General features: G+C 66.2%; 18 protein-coding genes. 11 read left to right on the top strand and 7 right to left on the bottom strand.

All coding sequences use genetic code 11. From position 1 onward, the window contains the following. The first annotated feature begins 1 nt into the window (after position 1). The 10 genes from ACX17K_RS11840 (at position 2) to ACX17K_RS11795 (ending at position 7,880) form a co-directional block, all read left to right on the top strand. Positions 2 to 496, top strand: coding sequence for a GNAT family N-acetyltransferase (locus ACX17K_RS11840; RefSeq protein ID WP_493774954.1), 495 nt, complete (start codon positions 2 to 4; stop codon positions 494 to 496). Next, on the top strand, positions 493 to 762 hold the full coding sequence (fliQ, locus tag ACX17K_RS11835) for a flagellar biosynthesis protein FliQ (protein ID WP_021477494.1): 270 nt from the start codon (positions 493 to 495) through the stop codon (positions 760 to 762). Before ACX17K_RS11840 ends, fliQ begins: the two co-directional genes overlap by 4 nt. Continuing rightward, positions 762 to 1,538, top strand: a complete 777-nt coding sequence (fliR, locus tag ACX17K_RS11830) for a flagellar biosynthetic protein FliR (protein ID WP_493774953.1) — start codon at positions 762 to 764, stop codon at positions 1,536 to 1,538. The genes fliQ and fliR overlap by 1 nt, the downstream gene beginning before the upstream one ends. A gap of 103 nt (positions 1,539 to 1,641) precedes the next feature. After that, positions 1,642 to 2,367, top strand: a complete 726-nt coding sequence (locus ACX17K_RS11825) for a YebC/PmpR family DNA-binding transcriptional regulator (RefSeq protein WP_493774952.1) — start codon at positions 1,642 to 1,644, stop codon at positions 2,365 to 2,367. Positions 2,368 to 2,500: 133 nt separating this feature from the next. Then, positions 2,501 to 3,796: an aminopeptidase P N-terminal domain-containing protein gene (locus ACX17K_RS11820; RefSeq protein WP_493774951.1), complete on the top strand. Its 1,296-nt coding sequence runs from the start codon at positions 2,501 to 2,503 to the stop codon at positions 3,794 to 3,796. A 17-nt stretch (positions 3,797 to 3,813) separates the two neighbouring features. Further along, positions 3,814 to 4,971: an FAD-dependent oxidoreductase gene (locus tag ACX17K_RS11815; protein WP_493774950.1), complete on the top strand. Its 1,158-nt coding sequence runs from the start codon at positions 3,814 to 3,816 to the stop codon at positions 4,969 to 4,971. A gap of 4 nt (positions 4,972 to 4,975) precedes the next feature. Further along, the gene (locus ACX17K_RS11810) at positions 4,976 to 6,127 is read left to right on the top strand and encodes a UbiH/UbiF family hydroxylase (RefSeq protein ID WP_493774949.1); all 1,152 of its coding nucleotides are present in this window, start codon (positions 4,976 to 4,978) and stop codon (positions 6,125 to 6,127) included. Between the two features lie 32 nt (positions 6,128 to 6,159). Further along, the gene (locus ACX17K_RS11805) at positions 6,160 to 6,879 is read left to right on the top strand and encodes a DsbC family protein (RefSeq protein ID WP_347371536.1); all 720 of its coding nucleotides are present in this window, start codon (positions 6,160 to 6,162) and stop codon (positions 6,877 to 6,879) included. 63 nt (positions 6,880 to 6,942) lie between these two features. Beyond that, the gene (locus tag ACX17K_RS11800) at positions 6,943 to 7,518 is read left to right on the top strand and encodes a hypothetical protein (RefSeq protein WP_343479353.1); all 576 of its coding nucleotides are present in this window, start codon (positions 6,943 to 6,945) and stop codon (positions 7,516 to 7,518) included. A 101-nt stretch (positions 7,519 to 7,619) separates the two neighbouring features. Continuing rightward, the gene (locus tag ACX17K_RS11795; protein WP_021477502.1) at positions 7,620 to 7,880 is read left to right on the top strand and encodes an acyl-CoA-binding protein; all 261 of its coding nucleotides are present in this window, start codon (positions 7,620 to 7,622) and stop codon (positions 7,878 to 7,880) included. A 61-nt stretch (positions 7,881 to 7,941) separates the two neighbouring features. On the opposite strand, the gene ACX17K_RS11790 is transcribed toward ACX17K_RS11795, so the two are convergent. From ACX17K_RS11790 to nhaR, 7 genes are all read right to left on the bottom strand, one after another. Beyond that, positions 7,942 to 8,388, bottom strand: a complete 447-nt coding sequence (locus ACX17K_RS11790) for a type IV pilin protein (RefSeq protein ID WP_493774948.1) — start codon at positions 8,386 to 8,388, stop codon at positions 7,942 to 7,944. Between the two features lie 19 nt (positions 8,389 to 8,407). After that, on the bottom strand, positions 8,408 to 11,692 hold the full coding sequence (locus tag ACX17K_RS11785; RefSeq protein ID WP_493774947.1) for a pilus assembly protein: 3,285 nt from the start codon (positions 11,690 to 11,692) through the stop codon (positions 8,408 to 8,410). Positions 11,693 to 11,694: 2 nt separating this feature from the next. After that, positions 11,695 to 12,255, bottom strand: a complete 561-nt coding sequence (locus ACX17K_RS11780; protein ID WP_493774946.1) for a pilus assembly PilX family protein — start codon at positions 12,253 to 12,255, stop codon at positions 11,695 to 11,697. After that, positions 12,252 to 12,941 (bottom strand): PilW family protein, encoded by a 690-nt coding sequence (locus tag ACX17K_RS11775; RefSeq protein ID WP_493774945.1) that lies wholly within the window; start codon positions 12,939 to 12,941, stop codon positions 12,252 to 12,254. The genes ACX17K_RS11780 and ACX17K_RS11775 overlap by 4 nt, the downstream gene beginning before the upstream one ends. Continuing rightward, positions 12,938 to 13,474 carry a type IV pilus modification protein PilV gene (gene pilV, locus ACX17K_RS11770; protein ID WP_343479348.1) on the bottom strand — a complete coding sequence of 179 codons (537 nt, stop codon included), beginning with the start codon at positions 13,472 to 13,474 and terminating at the stop codon, positions 12,938 to 12,940. Before pilV ends, ACX17K_RS11775 begins: the two co-directional genes overlap by 4 nt. Beyond that, a complete protein-coding gene (locus ACX17K_RS11765) occupies positions 13,465 to 14,022 on the bottom strand; it encodes a GspH/FimT family pseudopilin (RefSeq protein WP_493774944.1) in 558 nt (185 codons plus the stop codon). Before ACX17K_RS11765 ends, pilV begins: the two co-directional genes overlap by 10 nt. A gap of 137 nt (positions 14,023 to 14,159) precedes the next feature. After that, on the bottom strand, positions 14,160 to 15,041 hold the full coding sequence (nhaR, locus tag ACX17K_RS11760; RefSeq protein ID WP_493774943.1) for a transcriptional activator NhaR: 882 nt from the start codon (positions 15,039 to 15,041) through the stop codon (positions 14,160 to 14,162). Positions 15,042 to 15,173: 132 nt separating this feature from the next. Here nhaR and htpX point away from each other — a divergent pair, with 132 nt between their 5' ends. Next, positions 15,174 to 16,055 carry a protease HtpX gene (htpX, locus tag ACX17K_RS11755; protein ID WP_493774942.1) on the top strand — a complete coding sequence of 294 codons (882 nt, stop codon included), beginning with the start codon at positions 15,174 to 15,176 and terminating at the stop codon, positions 16,053 to 16,055. The last annotated feature ends 30 nt before the right edge of the window (positions 16,056 to 16,085 follow it).

The following is a 16,085-nucleotide window of genomic DNA, read 5'->3' as shown; positions in this document are numbered from 1 at the left end:
GATGCGGCTGGAGTGTTTGTCGCCGGCGGACCTGCCCGCCTGCCATTCCCTGTTCCAGGCCAGCGTGCGTGCGCTGGCCGGCGGCGTTTATACCGTCGAGCAATGCCAGGCCTGGGCGCCGGAACGGATGTGGGACGATGAGATCGATGCGGTTTGGCGCGCCAGGCTGGCAGGCGCCTGGGCTTGCAAGGCGGTGGCCGATGGCGGCCGGCTGGCCGGCTTCGCCTGGCTGAAGCGAGACGGCGAATTCGACATGCTGTATGTCGCGCCCTGGGCCGGCAGGCAGGGCTTGGGCGGGCGGATGGTCGCCGAGCTGGAGCGCCGCGCCGCAGAGGCCGGCGTGACTGCCCTCCATGTCTGGGCCAGCCACGCGTCGCGCCCGGTGTTCGAGCGGGCCGGCTACCGGCTGGCGCGCGCCAACCGCGTCGTCCGCGACGGCGCGGAAATCGATAACTGGCTGCTGGCCAAGGGCGGCTGGCGGGAGGAGGGGGCATGAGTCCGGAACTGATCATCAGCATCGTGCAGAACGCGCTGTACATCCTGATCATCGTGTCGGCGCCGGTGCTGCTGACATCGCTGCTGGTGGGCCTGCTGATCAGCATCCTGCAAGCCGCCACGCAGATCAACGAAATGACGCTGACCTTCATCCCCAAATTGCTGGCGATGTTTCTGGTGCTGGTGCTGGCCGGCCCGTGGATGCTGAACACTCTGATCGAGTACACCACCAGGCTGTTCCAGAGCATACCAAGCGTGATCGGCTGATGCTGGCGATCAGCGATATCCAGATCAACGCCTGGGTCGGCGCTTTCGCCTGGCCGTTCGCGCGCATCGTCGGCTTGTTCCTGGCGGAGCCCATCTTTGCCTACCGCGGCGTGCCGCGCAGCTTCAAGGCTGCGTTCGCGCTGATTCTGACCGTGATCCTGATGCCGCTGCTGCCGCCGTTGCCCGCGGTGCCGGTGGTGTCGGCCGAGGGCATCGCCATTCTGGTGCAGCAGCTGCTGATCGGCCTGTCCATGGGTTTTGTGATGCGCATCGTGATCAGTTCGGTGGAATTGACCGGCTTCATCATCGGCGCGCAGACGGGCCTGGGCTTCGCGATGTTCTATGACCCGGTGCACGCCGCCCAGGTGCCGGTGTTGTCGCAGATGCTGTCCTTGCTCACTTTCTTCCTGTTTCTCGCCTTCGATGGCCACCACGTGGTGCTGAGCGCGCTGGTGCACAGTTTTCAGGTGCTGCCGATAGGCATGGCCATGCCGGTCCAGGGCATCAAGGCGCTGGCGCTGTGGGGCGGCCATCTGTTCGAGTGGGGGGTGTGGCTGGCGATGCCCATCATCGGCGCATTGCTGATCACCAACCTGGCCATCGGCGTGATGACGCGGGCGGCGCCGCAGTTCAACATCTTCTCTTTCGGCTTCCCGCTGACCATCATGATAGGCTTCGGCACGCTGTACATGACGCTGCCGATGATGATCCCGGTGATAGAGCGCATGTACCAGATCGGCTTTGACATGATGTTGCGGATGCTGCAGGCCAAGTAGCCGGGCGCGTCTCGTAAAGCCGGACGGCTTTCTGCTAGAATACCGCGAATTTTGATTGACGCTCCGGCGCGCCGCCGGGGCCAGACAACGCACAGAGGCAAATATGGCAGGTCACAGCAAATGGGCTAACATCCAGCACCGCAAGGGTCGCCAGGATGCCAAACGTGGCAAGATCTTCACCCGCCTGATCAAGGAAATCACCGTCGCGGCCAAGATGGGCGGCGGCGACGTCAACATGAACCCGCGCTTGCGCCTGGCGGTGGACAAGGCCAAGGCCGAATCCATGCCCAAGGACAATATCGAGAACGCGATCAAGCGCGGCACCGGCCAGCTGGACGGCGTCGATTACGTCGAGTGCCGCTACGAAGGCTACGGCATAGGCGGCGCGGCGGTGATGGTGGACTGCCTGACCGACAACAAGACCCGCACCGTGGCGGACGTGCGCCACGCCTTCTCCAAATACGGCGGCAATATGGGCACCGACGGCTGCGTGTCCTTCCAGTTCAAGCATTGCGGCTATCTGGTGTTCGCGCCGGGCGTGGATGAGGACGCCTTGATGGAGGCTGCGCTGGAAGCCGGCGCCGAGGATGTGGTCAGCAATGACGACGGCTCGATCGAAGTCGTCACCGGCCCGTACGAATTCTCCGACGTCAAGGACGCGCTGGAAGCCAAGGGCTTCAAGTCCGAGATGGGCGAGGTGACCATGCGCGCCGAGAACGAAACCGAACTGACCGGCGACGAAGCTGCCCGCATGCAGAAGCTGCTGGACGCGCTGGAAGATCTGGACGACGTGCAAGACGTTTACACCTCGGTGGTGATCGGCGAATAAGCCCCTGCCACGCATTGCGAAAACCCGGCCAAGCCGGGTTTTTTCATATCCGCGCGGCTTGGGCCGCGGGCGCGGGCGGTGTAAACTGGCAGCTTGTCCAGCACGTCCCGTTTCCGCAAGGATTTCATTGCCCATGCACCAGCCGCATGCCGAACGCCGCAAGCGCTTGTTGGCCCAGATAGGCGACGGCGTCGCCTTGTTGCCCACCGCGACGATAGCGGTGCGCAACGCCGACAACCACTATCCCTATCGCGCCGACAGTTATTTTCTGCACCTGACCGGTTTTGACGAGCCCGAAGCCGTGCTGCTGCTGGATGGCCGCAGCGGCAAGTCGGTGCTGTTCTGCCGCGACCGCAATCCCGAAATGGAAATCTGGGACGGGTTCCGCCATGGCCCCGACGGCGCGAGGGAGGTCTTCGGCTTCGACGAAGCCTATCCGCTGGCCGAAATGGCCGAGCGGATTCCCGATCTGCTGGCGGATTGCGGCCAGCTGTGGTGGCCGCTGGGCCACGACGAGGCGTTCGACCGCCGCGTCAACATATGGCTGGACGCGGTGCGCGGCCGCGCGCGCGCCGGCGCCCGTCCGCCCGCGCATTACGGCGACTTGCGCGCGCTGCTGGACGAGATGCGCATGGTCAAGGACGTGGCGGAGATCGCGCTGTTGCGCCGCGCCGGCGAAATTTCCGCCGCCGGCCACGTGCGGGCGATGCGCGCCGCGCGCCCCGGCATGCATGAATACCAGCTGGAGGCGGAGCTGTTGCACGTCTTCGTCGGCAACGGCGCTCGCCAGACGGCGTACGAAAGCATTGTTGCCGCCGGCGTCAACGCCTGCACGCTGCACTACGTGGCCAACAACGCGCGGATAAACGACGGCGAGCTGCTGCTGATCGACGCCGGCTGCGAATACCGCGGCTACGCCGGCGACATCACCCGCACCTTTCCGGCCAACGGCCGCTTCAGCGGTCCGCAGCGCGACGTCTACGAGATCGTGCTGGCGGCGCAGCTGGCCGGCATCGCCGCGGTGAAGCCGGGAGCGGTGTGGCACGCGCCGTCGGACGCCGCGCTGGCGATCCTGGCGCAGGGGATGGTGGATCTGGGCCTGCTGGCCGGCAGCGCGGACAGCGTGATCGAGTCCGGCGCCTACCGCCAGTTCTACATGCACGGCATCGGCCACCTGATCGGCCTGGACGTGCACGACGTCGGCCAGCGCAAGCAGGACGGGCAATGGCGCGGCTATCAGCCGGGCATGTGCACGACGATAGAGCCGGGCCTGTACATCCGGCCGGCGCCCGGCGTGCCGGAGGCATTCCATGGCATAGGCGTGCGCATCGAGGACAATGTGCTGGTGACGGCGGACGGCAACGAGGTGTATACCGCGGCGGCGCCCAAGACGGTGGCGGAGATCGAGGCGCTGATGCGCGGGGAGTGAGATCGATGGATGAAAGAATGAGCGAACACGCCGACGTCTTGATCGTCGGCGGCGGCCCGGTGGGCGCGCTGGCCGCTTTGAGGCTGGCGCGGCAGGGGCGCAGCGTGATGTTGCTGGAGGCGAGGGCGAAAGACGCCGAGGTGCGTGACGCCCGCGCGCTGGCGCTGTCCTGGCACAGCCGCCGCCTGCTGGAGGAGGCCGGCGCCTGGCCGGCCGATCTGCCTGCGACGGCGATAGACACCGTCCACGTGTCGCAACAGGGCAGCTGCGGCCGCACCCGGCTGGATCGGGAAGACCTGGACCTGCCGCATCTGGGCGCGGTGGTCGATTACCCGGCGCTGGTCGCCGAGCTCGGCGGCGCGCTGGAGCAGGCCGGCGTGCAGGTGAGGTGGCAGTGCCGGGTGAACGCGGTGAAGAGCCTGAGCCAGTACGCGTGCGCCGAGGTGGAGACGCTGGACGGCCGTTTGCTGCTGACCGGCAGCTTGCTGGTGCTGGCCGAGGGCGGCGCGCTGGCGGAGACGCTGCCGGGCATTCGCCGGCTGACCCATGATTACCATCAGTGCGCGGTGCTGGCCGAGGTGGAGACCGAGCTGCCGCCCCAGGGCGTAGCCTACGAGCGTTTCGCCTACGACGGCCCGTTCGCGCTGCTGCCGCATGGCGAGCGCTACATGCTGGTATGGACCCGCAGCCAGGCCGACGCCGAGCGGCTGGCCGCCACCGACGAAGCGGTGCTGCGCGGCGAGCTGCAGCAGGCCTTTGGCGAGCGCCAGGGCCGGATACTGTCGGTTGGTCCGCGCGCCACCTTCCCGCTGGCGCTGCGCCAGGCCAGCCAGGTGGCGAGCGGCCGGGTGGCGCTGATCGGCAATGCCGCGCAGACCATGCATCCGGTGGCGGCGCAGGGCCTGAATCTGGGCCTGCGCGACGCGGTCGGCCTGGCCGACGCGCTGGACGGCGCGGCCGATGCCGGCGACGCGCGCGCGCTGAAACGCTATGCCGCTTCGCGCAAGCTGGACAGCCGCGCGGTGGTGGGTTTCACCCATGGGCTGATCAAGCTGTTCGACGGCCACCATCCGCTGATGAACCGCCTGCGCGGCGTGGGCATGACGGCGCTGGACACGCTGCCGGCTTTGCGGCGCAAATTCGCCGGCCATCTTGTATTCGGCGTGCGGGGATAAACGGATGCGTTACGACAAATATCGAGCGGTCATCGTCGGCGGCGGCCTGGTCGGCGCCAGCTTGGCGCTTGCGCTGGCGCGCGCCGGCAAACGGGTGGCGCTGCTGGAGGCCGGGGAACCGGCGGTCGATGATCTGGAGCAAGGCTGGGACGCGCGCATTTACGCGGTCAGCCCGGTCAATCGGCGTTTCCTGGAGGGCATGGGCGCCTGGCCGGATATGGCGCGGATCGGCACTATCGCGTCAATGGACGTGCGCGGCGACGCCGGCGGACGGATTTCGTTCTCCGCCCGCGACGCCGATGCCGACGCGCTGGCCTGGATCGTCGAGAACCGCTGGCTGCTGGCCTCGCTATGGGCGCAGCTGCGCGACAGCGGCGCGGAGCTGATAACCGGCGCGCGCGCCGAGGCGCTGGCCACGACGCCGGGCGAAGCCCGGCTGACGTTGGAAGACGGCCGCGAACTGGCGGCCGAGCTGCTGGTCGGCGCCGACGGCGCCAACTCCTGGGTAAGGAGCCAGCTGGATTTGCAGGCCAGCGTCAAACCCTACGGCCAGAGCGGCGTGGTCGCCAATTTCACCTGCGAGCTGCCGCATCAGGGCATCGCGCGGCAATGGTTCTTCGGCGACAGCATTCTCGCCTGGCTGCCGATGGCCGGGAACCGAATATCGATGGTCTGGTCCACTCCTGATCCGCAGTCGCTGCTGCAGCTGTCGCCGGAGGACTTGGCCGCGCGGGTGGCCGAGGCCGGTGGGCGCCAGCTGGGCGCGTTTGCCGCCCTGACCGCGGCGGCGGCCTTCCCCTTGCGGCTGATCCAGCCGGAGGCGGTGGCCGCCGAACGGGTGGCGCTGATAGGCGACGCCGCCCACACCGTTCATCCGCTGGCCGGGCAGGGCGTCAATCTGGGTTTCCAGGACGCCGCCCAACTGGCCGGCCTGCTGGACGCCGCGCCTGACTGCGGCGACTGGATGCTGCTGCGCCGCTATCAGCGGCAGCGCCGCGAGGCGGTGGCCGCCATGCAATTCGGCTGCGATGGCTTGTACCGGCTATTCCATGCGAAACTGCCCGGTCTGCCATGGTTGCGCAATACTGGCCTGTCTTTGACCAACTGCCTGACTCCGCTGAAACGGCAGTTCGCCAGACAGGCGATTGGATACTGATCCCAAAGGACCCCTGATCGATGAACAAGAGAATGAAAACGCTGGCCCTGTCCAGCGCGATGCTGATGTCGCTGGCCGCCTGCTCCCAGGCCGCCGGCGGCAATGTCGAAGATGTGAAGAAGGCCTTTCTCGGCCACTTCCCCGGCAAGCAGGTGAAGAGCGTCAGCGCTACCCCGGTCAAGGGCATCTACGAGCTGGTGGTGGACGGCCGCCAGGTGGTGTACGTCAACAGCGACGCCAGCTATCTGTTCGTCGGCGACCTGATCGACACCAAGAGCAAGGAAAGCCTGACCGAGAAGAAGATGGCCGATCTGTCCAAGGTGGACTTCAACGCGCTGCCGTTCCAGTACGCTTTCAAGGACGTGCGCGGCAAGGGCGAGCGCAAGATGGCGGTGTTCACCGATCCGGACTGCCCGTTCTGCAAGAAGCTGGAGCGCGAGAGCCTGAAGGACATCGACAATGTCACCATCTACACCTTCCTGTACCCGCTGACCCAGCTGCATCCGGACGCGATGCGCAAGTCCAAGCAGATCTGGTGCTCGGCCGACAAGGCCGCGACCTGGACCGCCTTCATGCGCGACGGCAAGCCGCTGACCGGCCCGGACAACTGCGACACGCCGCTGGAAAAGATCCAGGCGCTGGGCGAGAAAATGGGCATCACCGGCACGCCGGCGCTGGTGTTCGCCAATGGCCGCATGGTGCCGGGCGCCATCGGCGGCGACGACATCGAACAGCTGCTGAACGCCAAGTAAGCCAGCAAGACGGGACCGGTTTCGCCGGTCCCGTTTTTCATGGCGGAACGGCGCGAAACGAGCATGAAGATGCGGCGTTGGAACACGACGGAACGGCTGCTGCTGGCGCTGTGGCTATCGCTGCTCGTCCACGCGGCCGTGCTGTGGCTGCCGCTGAGGCCCGGGCAATGGGCTTCCTGGCATGAGGCGATGCGGGTGAGGCTGCGGGGAGAACCTGCTCCGGCGGCCGCCGAGCCGCCGCCGATCGCGCCGCCGGTGGCCGAAGCGCCCGAGCAGGACGCGGACGACATGGCGCCGGAGGACATCGGCGACGACAGGCTGCGTCTGGGCGCCGACATCTATTATCCGGCGCGGGAGCTGGATCAGCTGGCGCAGGAGCGCGGCCGCATCGCGCTGCCGGACGTGGCCTTGAACGGCCCGTCGCAGCCGATCGAGGTGCTGGTGTTCATCGGCGCCGGCGGCAGGGTGGACGCGGTGCGCTTCGAGGGCGCGGTGGACGCCAAGCTGGCCGACGCCATCGCCCCGGTTTTCCGCGGCGCGGATTACCAACCGGCGCGCAAGGACGGGCGGGCGGTGAAGAGCTACAAGCGGATACGGATAGAGCCGCAGCCGGATGCGCCGCCGCCCCTGTCGCATTGAGCGCGCTTCATGCTACATTGTCCCCCGTTCCGGCGCATGCCGGATGGCTAACACCGCCAGGGATGGAGCCAACCGTCCCGGCAATCGACAAAGGAAACGCCATGTCTGATCTGCAGACTCTTTTCACCCAGGCTCAGGCCGACGTCAAGACCCTGTCCGAGCGTCCGGACAACCAGACCCTGCTGCAACTGTACGCGCTGTTCAAGCAGGCGACCGAAGGCGACGCCGCCGGCGAGCGTCCGGGCATGATGGATTTCATCAACCGCGCCAAGTTCGACGCCTGGGAAAAGCTGAAGGGCAAGGATGGCGCCGCGGCCATGCAGGAATACGTAGATGTGGTGAACAAGCTGCTGGCCGACTAAGCTGGAGCCTGTTCTTCACCAAGCCGAACGGCGCCCATCGGGCGCCGTTTTGTTTTGCCCGTCACCAGCAGCCGCTGACGCTCAGCGTGGTTCCGCTGGAGCCGTTGACGATATTGCTCTGGTTGCCCAGATTGTCCAGCTGGTAGGTCTGGCAACTGTCCTGGGCCTGGCTGCCCTGCGGCGCGGCGTTCAGCGTGAAGGTGCTGGCCGTTGTGTTCGCGATGGAGAGCGCGTACAGATTGTTGCCGTTGCCGTTGCCGTTGCCGGGCACGTAGACCGTGCCGCTGGCGTAGCCCAGGGTAGCCAGCTGGCTGGCGTAGTTGTTGTTGGTGGAAAAATAGCTTTCCTGGCGGCTGGCCAGGTCCTGCAGCGCGGTTTTGGCCGCGGTGCGGTTGGATTGCATCATGAAGTTGCGGTACGAGGGCAGGGCGATGGAAACCAGCAGGGCCAGCACCGCCAGCGTGATGACCAGTTCGATCAGGGAAAATCCTTCAGTCTTTTTTCTCATGGTTCCGTCTCTTGAAGGCTCAGCGCAGCTCTATCCAGTTCAGCCTGGCGTGCAAGTCGAAGGCGGCCGGATTGAGTTGCGGCGGGGTGGCGACCGGGCCGCCGCTGATGCTGCTGCCGATCGCGAAATAGTTGCTCTGGAAGCTGACCACGCTGGGCGAGCCGGCCATATTGACCGCGATGCCGTCTATCACGCTGCCGCTGATGCCGTTGAAATTGCCGGAATCGTTGGCGTAATAGGAGCGCGCGGTGGAGCCGCCGGTTTTCGGGTTCAGCGACATGGTGAAGCCGGTGGCGGACGATACCGTGCACGAGGACGCGTTGTTGTTGGGCGGGATGGTGGTGTTGACGGTGAAGGTGCCCAACTGGCTGACCGGGTTGTAGATCACCTGTTCGCCGCTGCCGGGCAGGTTGAGCAGCCAGCCGTAGCTGGTGTTGCTGGTGCTTGGGCTGCAGGCGCCGCCGCCTTGCCAGCAGACGATGTTGTTGGACAGCGCGCGGTAGCCTTGCACCGAGCCCAGCGTTGAGCTGTAGGACGCGGAGACGGTCTGGGCGGTGAGGTTGCTCGGGCGCACGGTCAGGCCGCCGGTGGGCGCGGCCTGGCTGTAGTAGGCGGATTGGCCTGCCAATGTATTCCATCCCGACATGTCCCAATCCCAGACGCCGTACAGGCTCTGGGTGCCGCCGGCGTAGATGTCGGCGGAACTGGTTGTGAACGGGATTTTCTGGCCGGTGCCGAACGACACCAGTACCCGCGGATTGGCGCCGCCGGTGGGAATGGACGTCACCAGCAGCTTGCTGGTGATCGGCTGCAGGCTGGGCGTGCAACTGCCGGCGCTGATCTGCGCGCTGGTGCAGTAGGTGTACTGGGCGGTGAACAGCGGCGAGGCGGCGCCTTTGCCGAATTGCGACACCGCCCAGCTGGACGGCGTGCTGCCGGTGACGTCGAAGCGCCATACGTTGCCGAACAGGTCGCCGGCGTAGATGTAATCGGCGATGTTGTCGCCGTCCAGATCGGCGACCGTGGTGTAGTAGATGCCGTTCTTGCCGCCGGCGCCCGAGGGGTCGTTGGCGCTGCCGCTGCCGGTGTCCAGTTCGTAGTAGCTGGGCGCGCCGTTGCTGCCCACCAGCATGATGAAGATGACGGCGTGGCCGTTGGCGCTGTTGTAGCCGTTGCCGAACACCGCGCCCCATTGGCCGTTGTGGAAGCGGGTGATCACCGGCGTGCCGAAGGTGTAGCCCAGATCGCTGCCGCAGCTGGCCTTGTTGACGCAGCTGAGCGTGCCGCTGTTGATTTCCGTTACCACCAGGCTGGCGGCGTTGCTTTCGGCGAAGTTGGCCGGATTGGTGATGTCCAGCATGTACATCGCCTGGCCGCCGGCTCCCAGGCCGCCTACCAGCCAGGTGTGCCAGTTGCTGCCGTAGAACAGGTCGTCGGCGGCCGGGGTGGCGTCGACGAAGTACTGGTGGGCATAGGTGGGATTGCTGTACTGGACAGTATTGGCCTGGGCCGCGGCCGGCACGTAGGCCAACACCTCCTGGCCATCGTTGTTGGTGGCCACGTAATTGCCGCTGCTGTCGTTGGCGCCGCTGCGGAAGCCGTGCAGCATGCCGTCGTTGCCGCCGTTGTAGACGATGTTGGTCCGGGTGAGGTTGGCGGATTTGTAGCTTGGATAGCTTTGCGCGCCGGTCGCGTTTTCCGCCGGCGTGGCGGATGGGTAGAGCTTGTCGCTCCAGCTGGCGGCATAACTGTTCTGTGGCGAGCCCACCCAGATCGGGCTGCTGTTGATCAGATCGCCCAGCACGCTGTCGCGGTCGCGGAACAGGCCGCTGCCCAGCGTGGTGACTTCATTGCCGCGCGCGCCGCGCAGATAGGAGACCCGGGCCGAGCCGTTGCCGTCGGGGCTCAGCGTGGTTTGCTGCGCGGATGTCAGGCTGGCCCACTGGAAGGGGATGCCCTGGCTGCCGTTCCAGCTGAGAATGGCGCGGCTGGTTTGCGCGCTCATATTGCTGGCGCCGGTGGTGGCGCAGCTGCCGCCGGTCAGCACGCAGGAGCCGTCCCAGGTGGCGGTGCTGGCCACGGAGACCTGGCCGGTGCTGGTATTGCCTTGCAAGGCGTAGGAGGCCAGCGATCCCCACCAGTTGTCCGCGTGGTAGCTGGCTACGTATTGCTGGGTGCCGGTGCGGATCAGCGTGGTCTGCTGGCTGTTCAGGCCGCTGGAGCTGGCGGACTGGGTGAAGGGCTGGGCCTGGAAGCAGCTGATCTCGTGCACGTTGCGGCTGGCGCCGGTGGACGCGGCGAAGCCGAAGGTGATCTGGCTGGGCAGCGGGCCGCTGACCGAGGTGTTGTTGATGTCGTAGTTGGTGATCACCGGCACGTAGGCGCCGTTGTTGTAGCTGTACCAGAGGCTGAGCAGGTTGGCCGGGGTGATCTTCAGCTTGTAGCTGATCGGCACCGCCTGGCCGCGCTTGGTGGCGGATTCATTGGCCATCGGCTGGCTGGACGGCAGCTGGTAGACGCCGCCGCTGGTGCCGGGAATGCTGATGAACGGATAGTTCATCACGCTTTGCGTGGCGTATTTACCGGTCTTGCAGACGCTTTGCACCATGGAGGCGCTGAAGCTGCCGCCGAACTGGCTGGCCAGAGATGTGGCGGCGACCGAGCCGGCGCCGCGCAGCGAGATGTTTTGCGGTTTGGCGCCCGGTCCGCTGGAGGTGTTGTCGTTGCTGGAGCCGCCGTTGGGAAAGTTGCCGTACTCGTCCATGCCCAGGCCCAGATAGCCGCCGATGATGCCGTTGTAAGGCGAGTTCACGTTGGAGCAGCTGTAGCCCAGGCTGCCGCCGAAGGAGCCTACGGCGCTGGGGATGCCGGTGAGCAGGAAGAAGCTCATGCCGTCGGCGCCGTCGCGCGCGCTGCCGCCGGAATCGCCGTCGTAGGTGTAGCTGGTGAAGGTGGCTTGCAGGCCGCTGCCGGATGGAAACAGGCTGTTGTAGACGATGGCGCCGGACTGGCTGCCGGAGCTGTTGGTCAGCCGCAGCGCGCCGTTGCCGCTGCTGTCCGGCAGCGTGCCGCTGTAGCCGCCGATCTGGGTGTTGCCGCTGGGGTCCTTGCTGCCGCAGGCCGGGATGGTGCCGGAGCCGGTGCCGGCGGTCATGCAGGCGCCGCCGAACACCAGCCAGTTGAGCTGGGCGCCGCCGCCGGTGAAGTTGTCGCTGACGGTGACCGCGGCGGCAGTTTGCGGCCACAGGCTTGAGGCCAGCAGGGCGGCCAGGCTGAGAGCAAGGCGCGGGGCATCGGGTCGCATGGTCATTTCCCCAGATTGGTGGTGCCGGAGTACAGCGTGTAGGTGCTTTGCAGCACGGCCACCGACGCGGCGTTGCCGCCATAGCCTATCGCTGTGAGCTGGTAGATGGCGCCGGTGCCGGCGGCGTTCAGCCCCAGGAACTGGATGTAGAGCTGAGGAGCCTGGTAATAGGTTTGGCCGCCGCCATTGGCCGAGGCGGTCATGAAGGCCGGGGTGTAGGTGTAGCCGGCGTTGTTCCAGGATGTCGTGGCGGTCACGCTGGCGGGTGGGACGACAAGCGCGTTGCTGCAGACTTGCAGCGTGTTCTGTGCGCCGCTGCAGTTGGCGGCGGCGCCGGCGTTGCCGCCCTGGTTCAGCCACCATTCCGCGTATTGCAGCGTCGCCTCGGCCGCTTCGAAGGCCCGGCCCTTTTCGCGCGTGTTGCCGGCCAGTTTGCCCAGCAGGCCGCTGCTGCGCATCAGCGCGATGCCGATGATGGTGATCACGATCAGCATCATCAGCGCCGCCACCATCGTGAAGCCGCGGCGGCGGAAAAGGCCGGGGGGATGGGGAGGGCGCTTCATAGCTGGTTCATCAGTCCGGTAAGCCAGGACATTTTCACCGTGGCCGGCTGGCCAGGCTGATTGGCCAGGGGATTGACCATGGTCAGCGTCACCCATACCGAGCGCACGGTGGCGCCGGAAGGGATGGCGGAGGCCGGATAGTAATGAGCGGTGGAACCGCTGTTGGCGGGGTCCACGCCGTACAGCACCGTCATGTTGCTGACGCCGTCCACCAGCACTTGGGCGGTTCCGCCATTGACGGCGCAGGCGAGCTGGTTCGAGCCGTTGATGGAAAACTGGTTGGTGTAGATCTGGCCGCTTCCGCTGGTGTTGCTGGAGCCGTTGCAGTTGAGCACGGTGTCGCCGGACAGCGTGGCGAAACGCACGCTCAAGGTGTCCGCCGCGCCCGATGTCCCCGATGTGCCGGTGACCGACTGCCCGGCCGCGAAACCGCCCGCGGCGGGAAGCGCTTGCGCCGCGGTCTGGGTCTGGGGGTTGGGGTAGTAGCCGGCGGATTGCACGATGCTGCTGATCAAGGCCATCGCCGTGCGCTGGTTGTCTTGCAGCTGGGCTAGCCCTGATTGGCTGGTCTTGGTTAGCCGCGCGGAGGTGAAAATCAGCGTCAGCACGCTGAGCAGGAACAGGCCGATGGCGATGGCCACCATCACCTCGATCAGTCCGCTGCCGCGTTGCCGGCGCGCGCTCATGGCACCACCACCATCTGATAGCTCTGGCTGGCGGTGCCGGCGGCCATGGATACGGCGTTGACCGCGCGATTTTTTTCCAGCCAGTAAACGGTGATGGTGCAGGCGACCGGTGTGGCGCTGGTGGCCGGGTTGCAGGCGATCTGGCCGCTGCCGCCCGGCAGGGCGCTGATCGTGCCGCTTCCCCATTGGGCGGCGTCATAGCCGGCCACGTTGGTGGCGGTGCAGGTGGTGCCCGAGGCGGAACAGTTGACGGCTTGGCTCAGGGCTGGCGTGCCGCTGATGGCGCCGGAGGCGCTGACGCTCCAGCTGCCGCTGGCGTTCAACACGCCCCAGTACGCGGTATTGGCGTGCATCGCGGCAGCCATGCTTTCGGCGGCGATGGCGCCCAGGCTGCGGCTGCGGGCGATGCTGGTGCTGTTGATCGCGGCGGCCTGCATGCCGGCGATGCCGAGCAAGCCGAGCGAGATCACGATCAGCGCCACCAGCACTTCCAGCATGCTGAAACCGTCCTGGCCGGGTGTTTTCATGGACATGTGTATTGTCCCGTGCTGTCGGTCTGGCCGCTGGTCAGCACCTGGGGGTGGCCCACCGCGGCCAGCGCCACGCAGCGCCGGCTGCTGGCCTGGTTGCCGGAGGTATTGAACGTGACCATGCCGTCGTTGCTGGATGGCGCGTAACCCATGCGATTGAAGCATAGATAGGGATTGGCGCTATTGTTGGAACTGGCGCTGTCGCCGCTGGCGAAGGCCTGCTGCCTGCGCAGCACGGTGCCGCTGGTGTCGGTGCAGTTTCCCCCGACCGCCTGCAGCACGATCCAGCCGCCGGCCCAACTGGTGTTGCCGGGCGCGCTGGCATTGCAGTTGGCGCCGTCGGCGGAAGGGCAGACCAGCACAGTCTGGCCGCGCTTGAGCGCTTCGTTGCGGGCGGCCAGGATGTCGCCGTACAGATTATTGCTCTCTGACATCACCGCATTGGCCGACACGGCGCTTTGATAGGCCGGCACGGCGAATGCGAGGACGATGGCCAGCAAGGCCATGACGATCAACAACTCAGGCAGGGTGAAAGCTTGTTGCTTGTCCATGATGCTCGATCTGTTGCCCGGCGGCCGCGCCGGCGAAGTGCTTCGAACCATTATCGGCCAAGACTATCTCGGGTGGAATCATCGCCGGCGCCGCTGGTCCGCTTCACGAGGCCGCCTGTCGCCCGCATGGCACAAGCTCAACCCCAGGCCTGCAGGATGGCTTGCAGGGCGGGGTGCTGCAATTTGCGCCGGCTGGCGGTGACGTAATAGCGCTCCGATACGCCGTCCAGCGCGCCCAAGGACAGCAGGCCGGGATGGTCGGCCTCTCCGTCGGGCGAGACGGGGGCGGGCAGCAGTCCCATTCCCTGGCGGGCGAATGTCTCCATTAACGCATGGTCGTCGAACTCGCCGACAACGTCGGGCCGCAAACCGTTTGCCTCGAACCAATGCTCCAGCTGACGGCGCAGCACGTTGTCGCGGCTGGGCAGCAACAGCGGCGCCTGTTCCAGGCTGGCGGGGAAGCCCGCCTGGCGGCTGGCGTGCAGCGCCGGCGCAGCCAGCAGTTGCACCGGGCAGCTCAGCAGCGGCCAGGACTGGAACTGTTGCTGTTCGCTGCTGGCCACCGGCCGGTCCGCCAGCACCAGATCCAGCCGGTGCCGGCCCAATTCGCCGATCAGCTCGTCGAAGTCTCCTTCGCCGCAACTGAGGCGGAGACGGTTGCCGGTTTGCAGCGCCGGCCGCAACAGGCGGCTGGCGATGCCTTTGGGAACGACGTCGGAAATGCCGGCCGCCAGCCGCAGCGTCTGGTCGAGCAAAGGATCGGCCAGCGCCTCTTCCATTTCCTCGCCCAGCAGAAAGATGCGGTCGGCGTAGCCCTGGGCCACGCGCCCGGCTTCGGTCAGTTCCAGCCCGCGCCCTTGCTGGCGGAGCAAGGACCGTCCCAGCTGCTGCTCCAGCCGGGAAATCTGGCCGCTGACGGTCTGCATGCTGATGCCCAGCTGTTCGGCGGCGCGGGTGACGCTGCCGGTGCGGGCGACGGCCCAGAAATAGTGCAGATGCTTGTAATTGAGCTTGTCCATTTTTCAATTCGAAAAAACCGTATATATGATCAGATTTTACTTTATTTTTTCGATTCTTTTTGTCGCATACACTGCAGTGTGGCCAGCGCTTCGTCCTGGCTGATGATTGAATGGATTTTGGGAGACTAAACAATGAAACGGGTGATTTTGCTGATTGTGACCAACATCGCCGTGATGTTGGTGCTGAGCGTGAGCGTCCGTCTTTTGGGGCTGGACCGCTTCGTCACTTCCGGCGGGCTGAATCTGGGCATGCTGCTGATGTTCTCGGCGGTGCTCGGCTTCGGCGGCGCCTTCATTTCGCTGGCCTTGTCCAAGACCATGGCCAAGTGGAGCACCGGCGCGCGGGTGCTCACGCAACCGTCCGGCCAGACCGAGGCCTGGCTGCTGAATACCGTGCGCAAGCTGGCCGACCGCGCCGGCCTGCCGATGCCCGAGGTGGCGGTGTACGAGGGCGAGCCCAACGCTTTCGCCACCGGTCCCAGCCGCTCCAACTCGCTGGTGGCGGTGTCCACCGGCCTGCTGGCCAATATGAACGAGGAAGAAGTGGAAGCGGTGCTGGCGCACGAGATCGCCCACATCCGCAATGGCGACATGGTGACGCTGACGCTGATCCAGGGCGTGGTCAACACCTTCGTGTTCTTCCTGGCGCGGGTGGTCGGCTATCTGGTGGACAGCTGGCTGAAACGCGATGAGGAAAACAGCTCCGCCGGCACCGGCATCGGCTATTTCGTCACGGTGATCGTGTGCGAGATCGTGTTTGGCATCCTGGCTTCCGTGGTGGTGATGTACTTCTCGCGCCAGCGCGAATTCCGCGCCGACGCCGGCGCCGCCGAGCTGCTGGGCTCGCCGCGGCCGATGGCCAACGCGCTGCGCCGCCTGGGCGGAATCGAAGCCGACGGCCTGCCGAAGAGCATGGCCGCCTCCGGCATCGCCGGCGGACGCGGCCTGCTGGGCCTGTTCGCCACCCATCCGAGCATGGAAGAACGCATCGCCGCGCTGGAAGGCCGCGGTTGACCCTCGCGGGCGGTATCTGTCCGCCCGCAT

The organism is Chromobacterium sp. INPA-IVC (assembly GCF_059047085.1).
This window is presented reverse-complemented; position numbering and strand designations above follow the sequence as displayed.

What these genes read in the sequence shown, in the direction of transcription:
- ACX17K_RS11775 (WP_493774945.1), bottom strand. Translation starts at nt 12,941, where the DNA reads ATGAGCGCGCGCCGGCAACGCGGCAGCGGACTGATCGAGGTGATGGTG.
- htpX (WP_493774942.1), top strand. Translation starts at nt 15,174, where the DNA reads ATGAAACGGGTGATTTTGCTGATTGTGACCAACATCGCCGTGATGTTG.
- pilV (WP_343479348.1), bottom strand. Translation starts at nt 13,474, where the DNA reads ATGTCCATGAAAACACCCGGCCAGGACGGTTTCAGCATGCTGGAAGTG.
- ACX17K_RS11825 (WP_493774952.1), top strand. Translation starts at nt 1,642, where the DNA reads ATGGCAGGTCACAGCAAATGGGCTAACATCCAGCACCGCAAGGGTCGC.
- fliQ (WP_021477494.1), top strand. Translation starts at nt 493, where the DNA reads ATGAGTCCGGAACTGATCATCAGCATCGTGCAGAACGCGCTGTACATC.
- ACX17K_RS11815 (WP_493774950.1), top strand. Translation starts at nt 3,814, where the DNA reads ATGAGCGAACACGCCGACGTCTTGATCGTCGGCGGCGGCCCGGTGGGC.
- ACX17K_RS11790 (WP_493774948.1), bottom strand. Translation starts at nt 8,388, where the DNA reads ATGAGAAAAAAGACTGAAGGATTTTCCCTGATCGAACTGGTCATCACG.
- ACX17K_RS11820 (WP_493774951.1), top strand. Translation starts at nt 2,501, where the DNA reads ATGCACCAGCCGCATGCCGAACGCCGCAAGCGCTTGTTGGCCCAGATA.
- ACX17K_RS11800 (WP_343479353.1), top strand. Translation starts at nt 6,943, where the DNA reads ATGAAGATGCGGCGTTGGAACACGACGGAACGGCTGCTGCTGGCGCTG.
- fliR (WP_493774953.1), top strand. Translation starts at nt 762, where the DNA reads ATGCTGGCGATCAGCGATATCCAGATCAACGCCTGGGTCGGCGCTTTC.
- ACX17K_RS11795 (WP_021477502.1), top strand. Translation starts at nt 7,620, where the DNA reads ATGTCTGATCTGCAGACTCTTTTCACCCAGGCTCAGGCCGACGTCAAG.
- ACX17K_RS11780 (WP_493774946.1), bottom strand. Translation starts at nt 12,255, where the DNA reads ATGAAGCGCCCTCCCCATCCCCCCGGCCTTTTCCGCCGCCGCGGCTTC.
- ACX17K_RS11805 (WP_347371536.1), top strand. Translation starts at nt 6,160, where the DNA reads ATGAAAACGCTGGCCCTGTCCAGCGCGATGCTGATGTCGCTGGCCGCC.
- nhaR (WP_493774943.1), bottom strand. Translation starts at nt 15,041, where the DNA reads ATGGACAAGCTCAATTACAAGCATCTGCACTATTTCTGGGCCGTCGCC.
- ACX17K_RS11840 (WP_493774954.1), top strand. Translation starts at nt 2, where the DNA reads ATGCGGCTGGAGTGTTTGTCGCCGGCGGACCTGCCCGCCTGCCATTCC.
- ACX17K_RS11785 (WP_493774947.1), bottom strand. Translation starts at nt 11,692, where the DNA reads ATGCGACCCGATGCCCCGCGCCTTGCTCTCAGCCTGGCCGCCCTGCTG.
- ACX17K_RS11765 (WP_493774944.1), bottom strand. Translation starts at nt 14,022, where the DNA reads ATGGACAAGCAACAAGCTTTCACCCTGCCTGAGTTGTTGATCGTCATG.
- ACX17K_RS11810 (WP_493774949.1), top strand. Translation starts at nt 4,976, where the DNA reads ATGCGTTACGACAAATATCGAGCGGTCATCGTCGGCGGCGGCCTGGTC.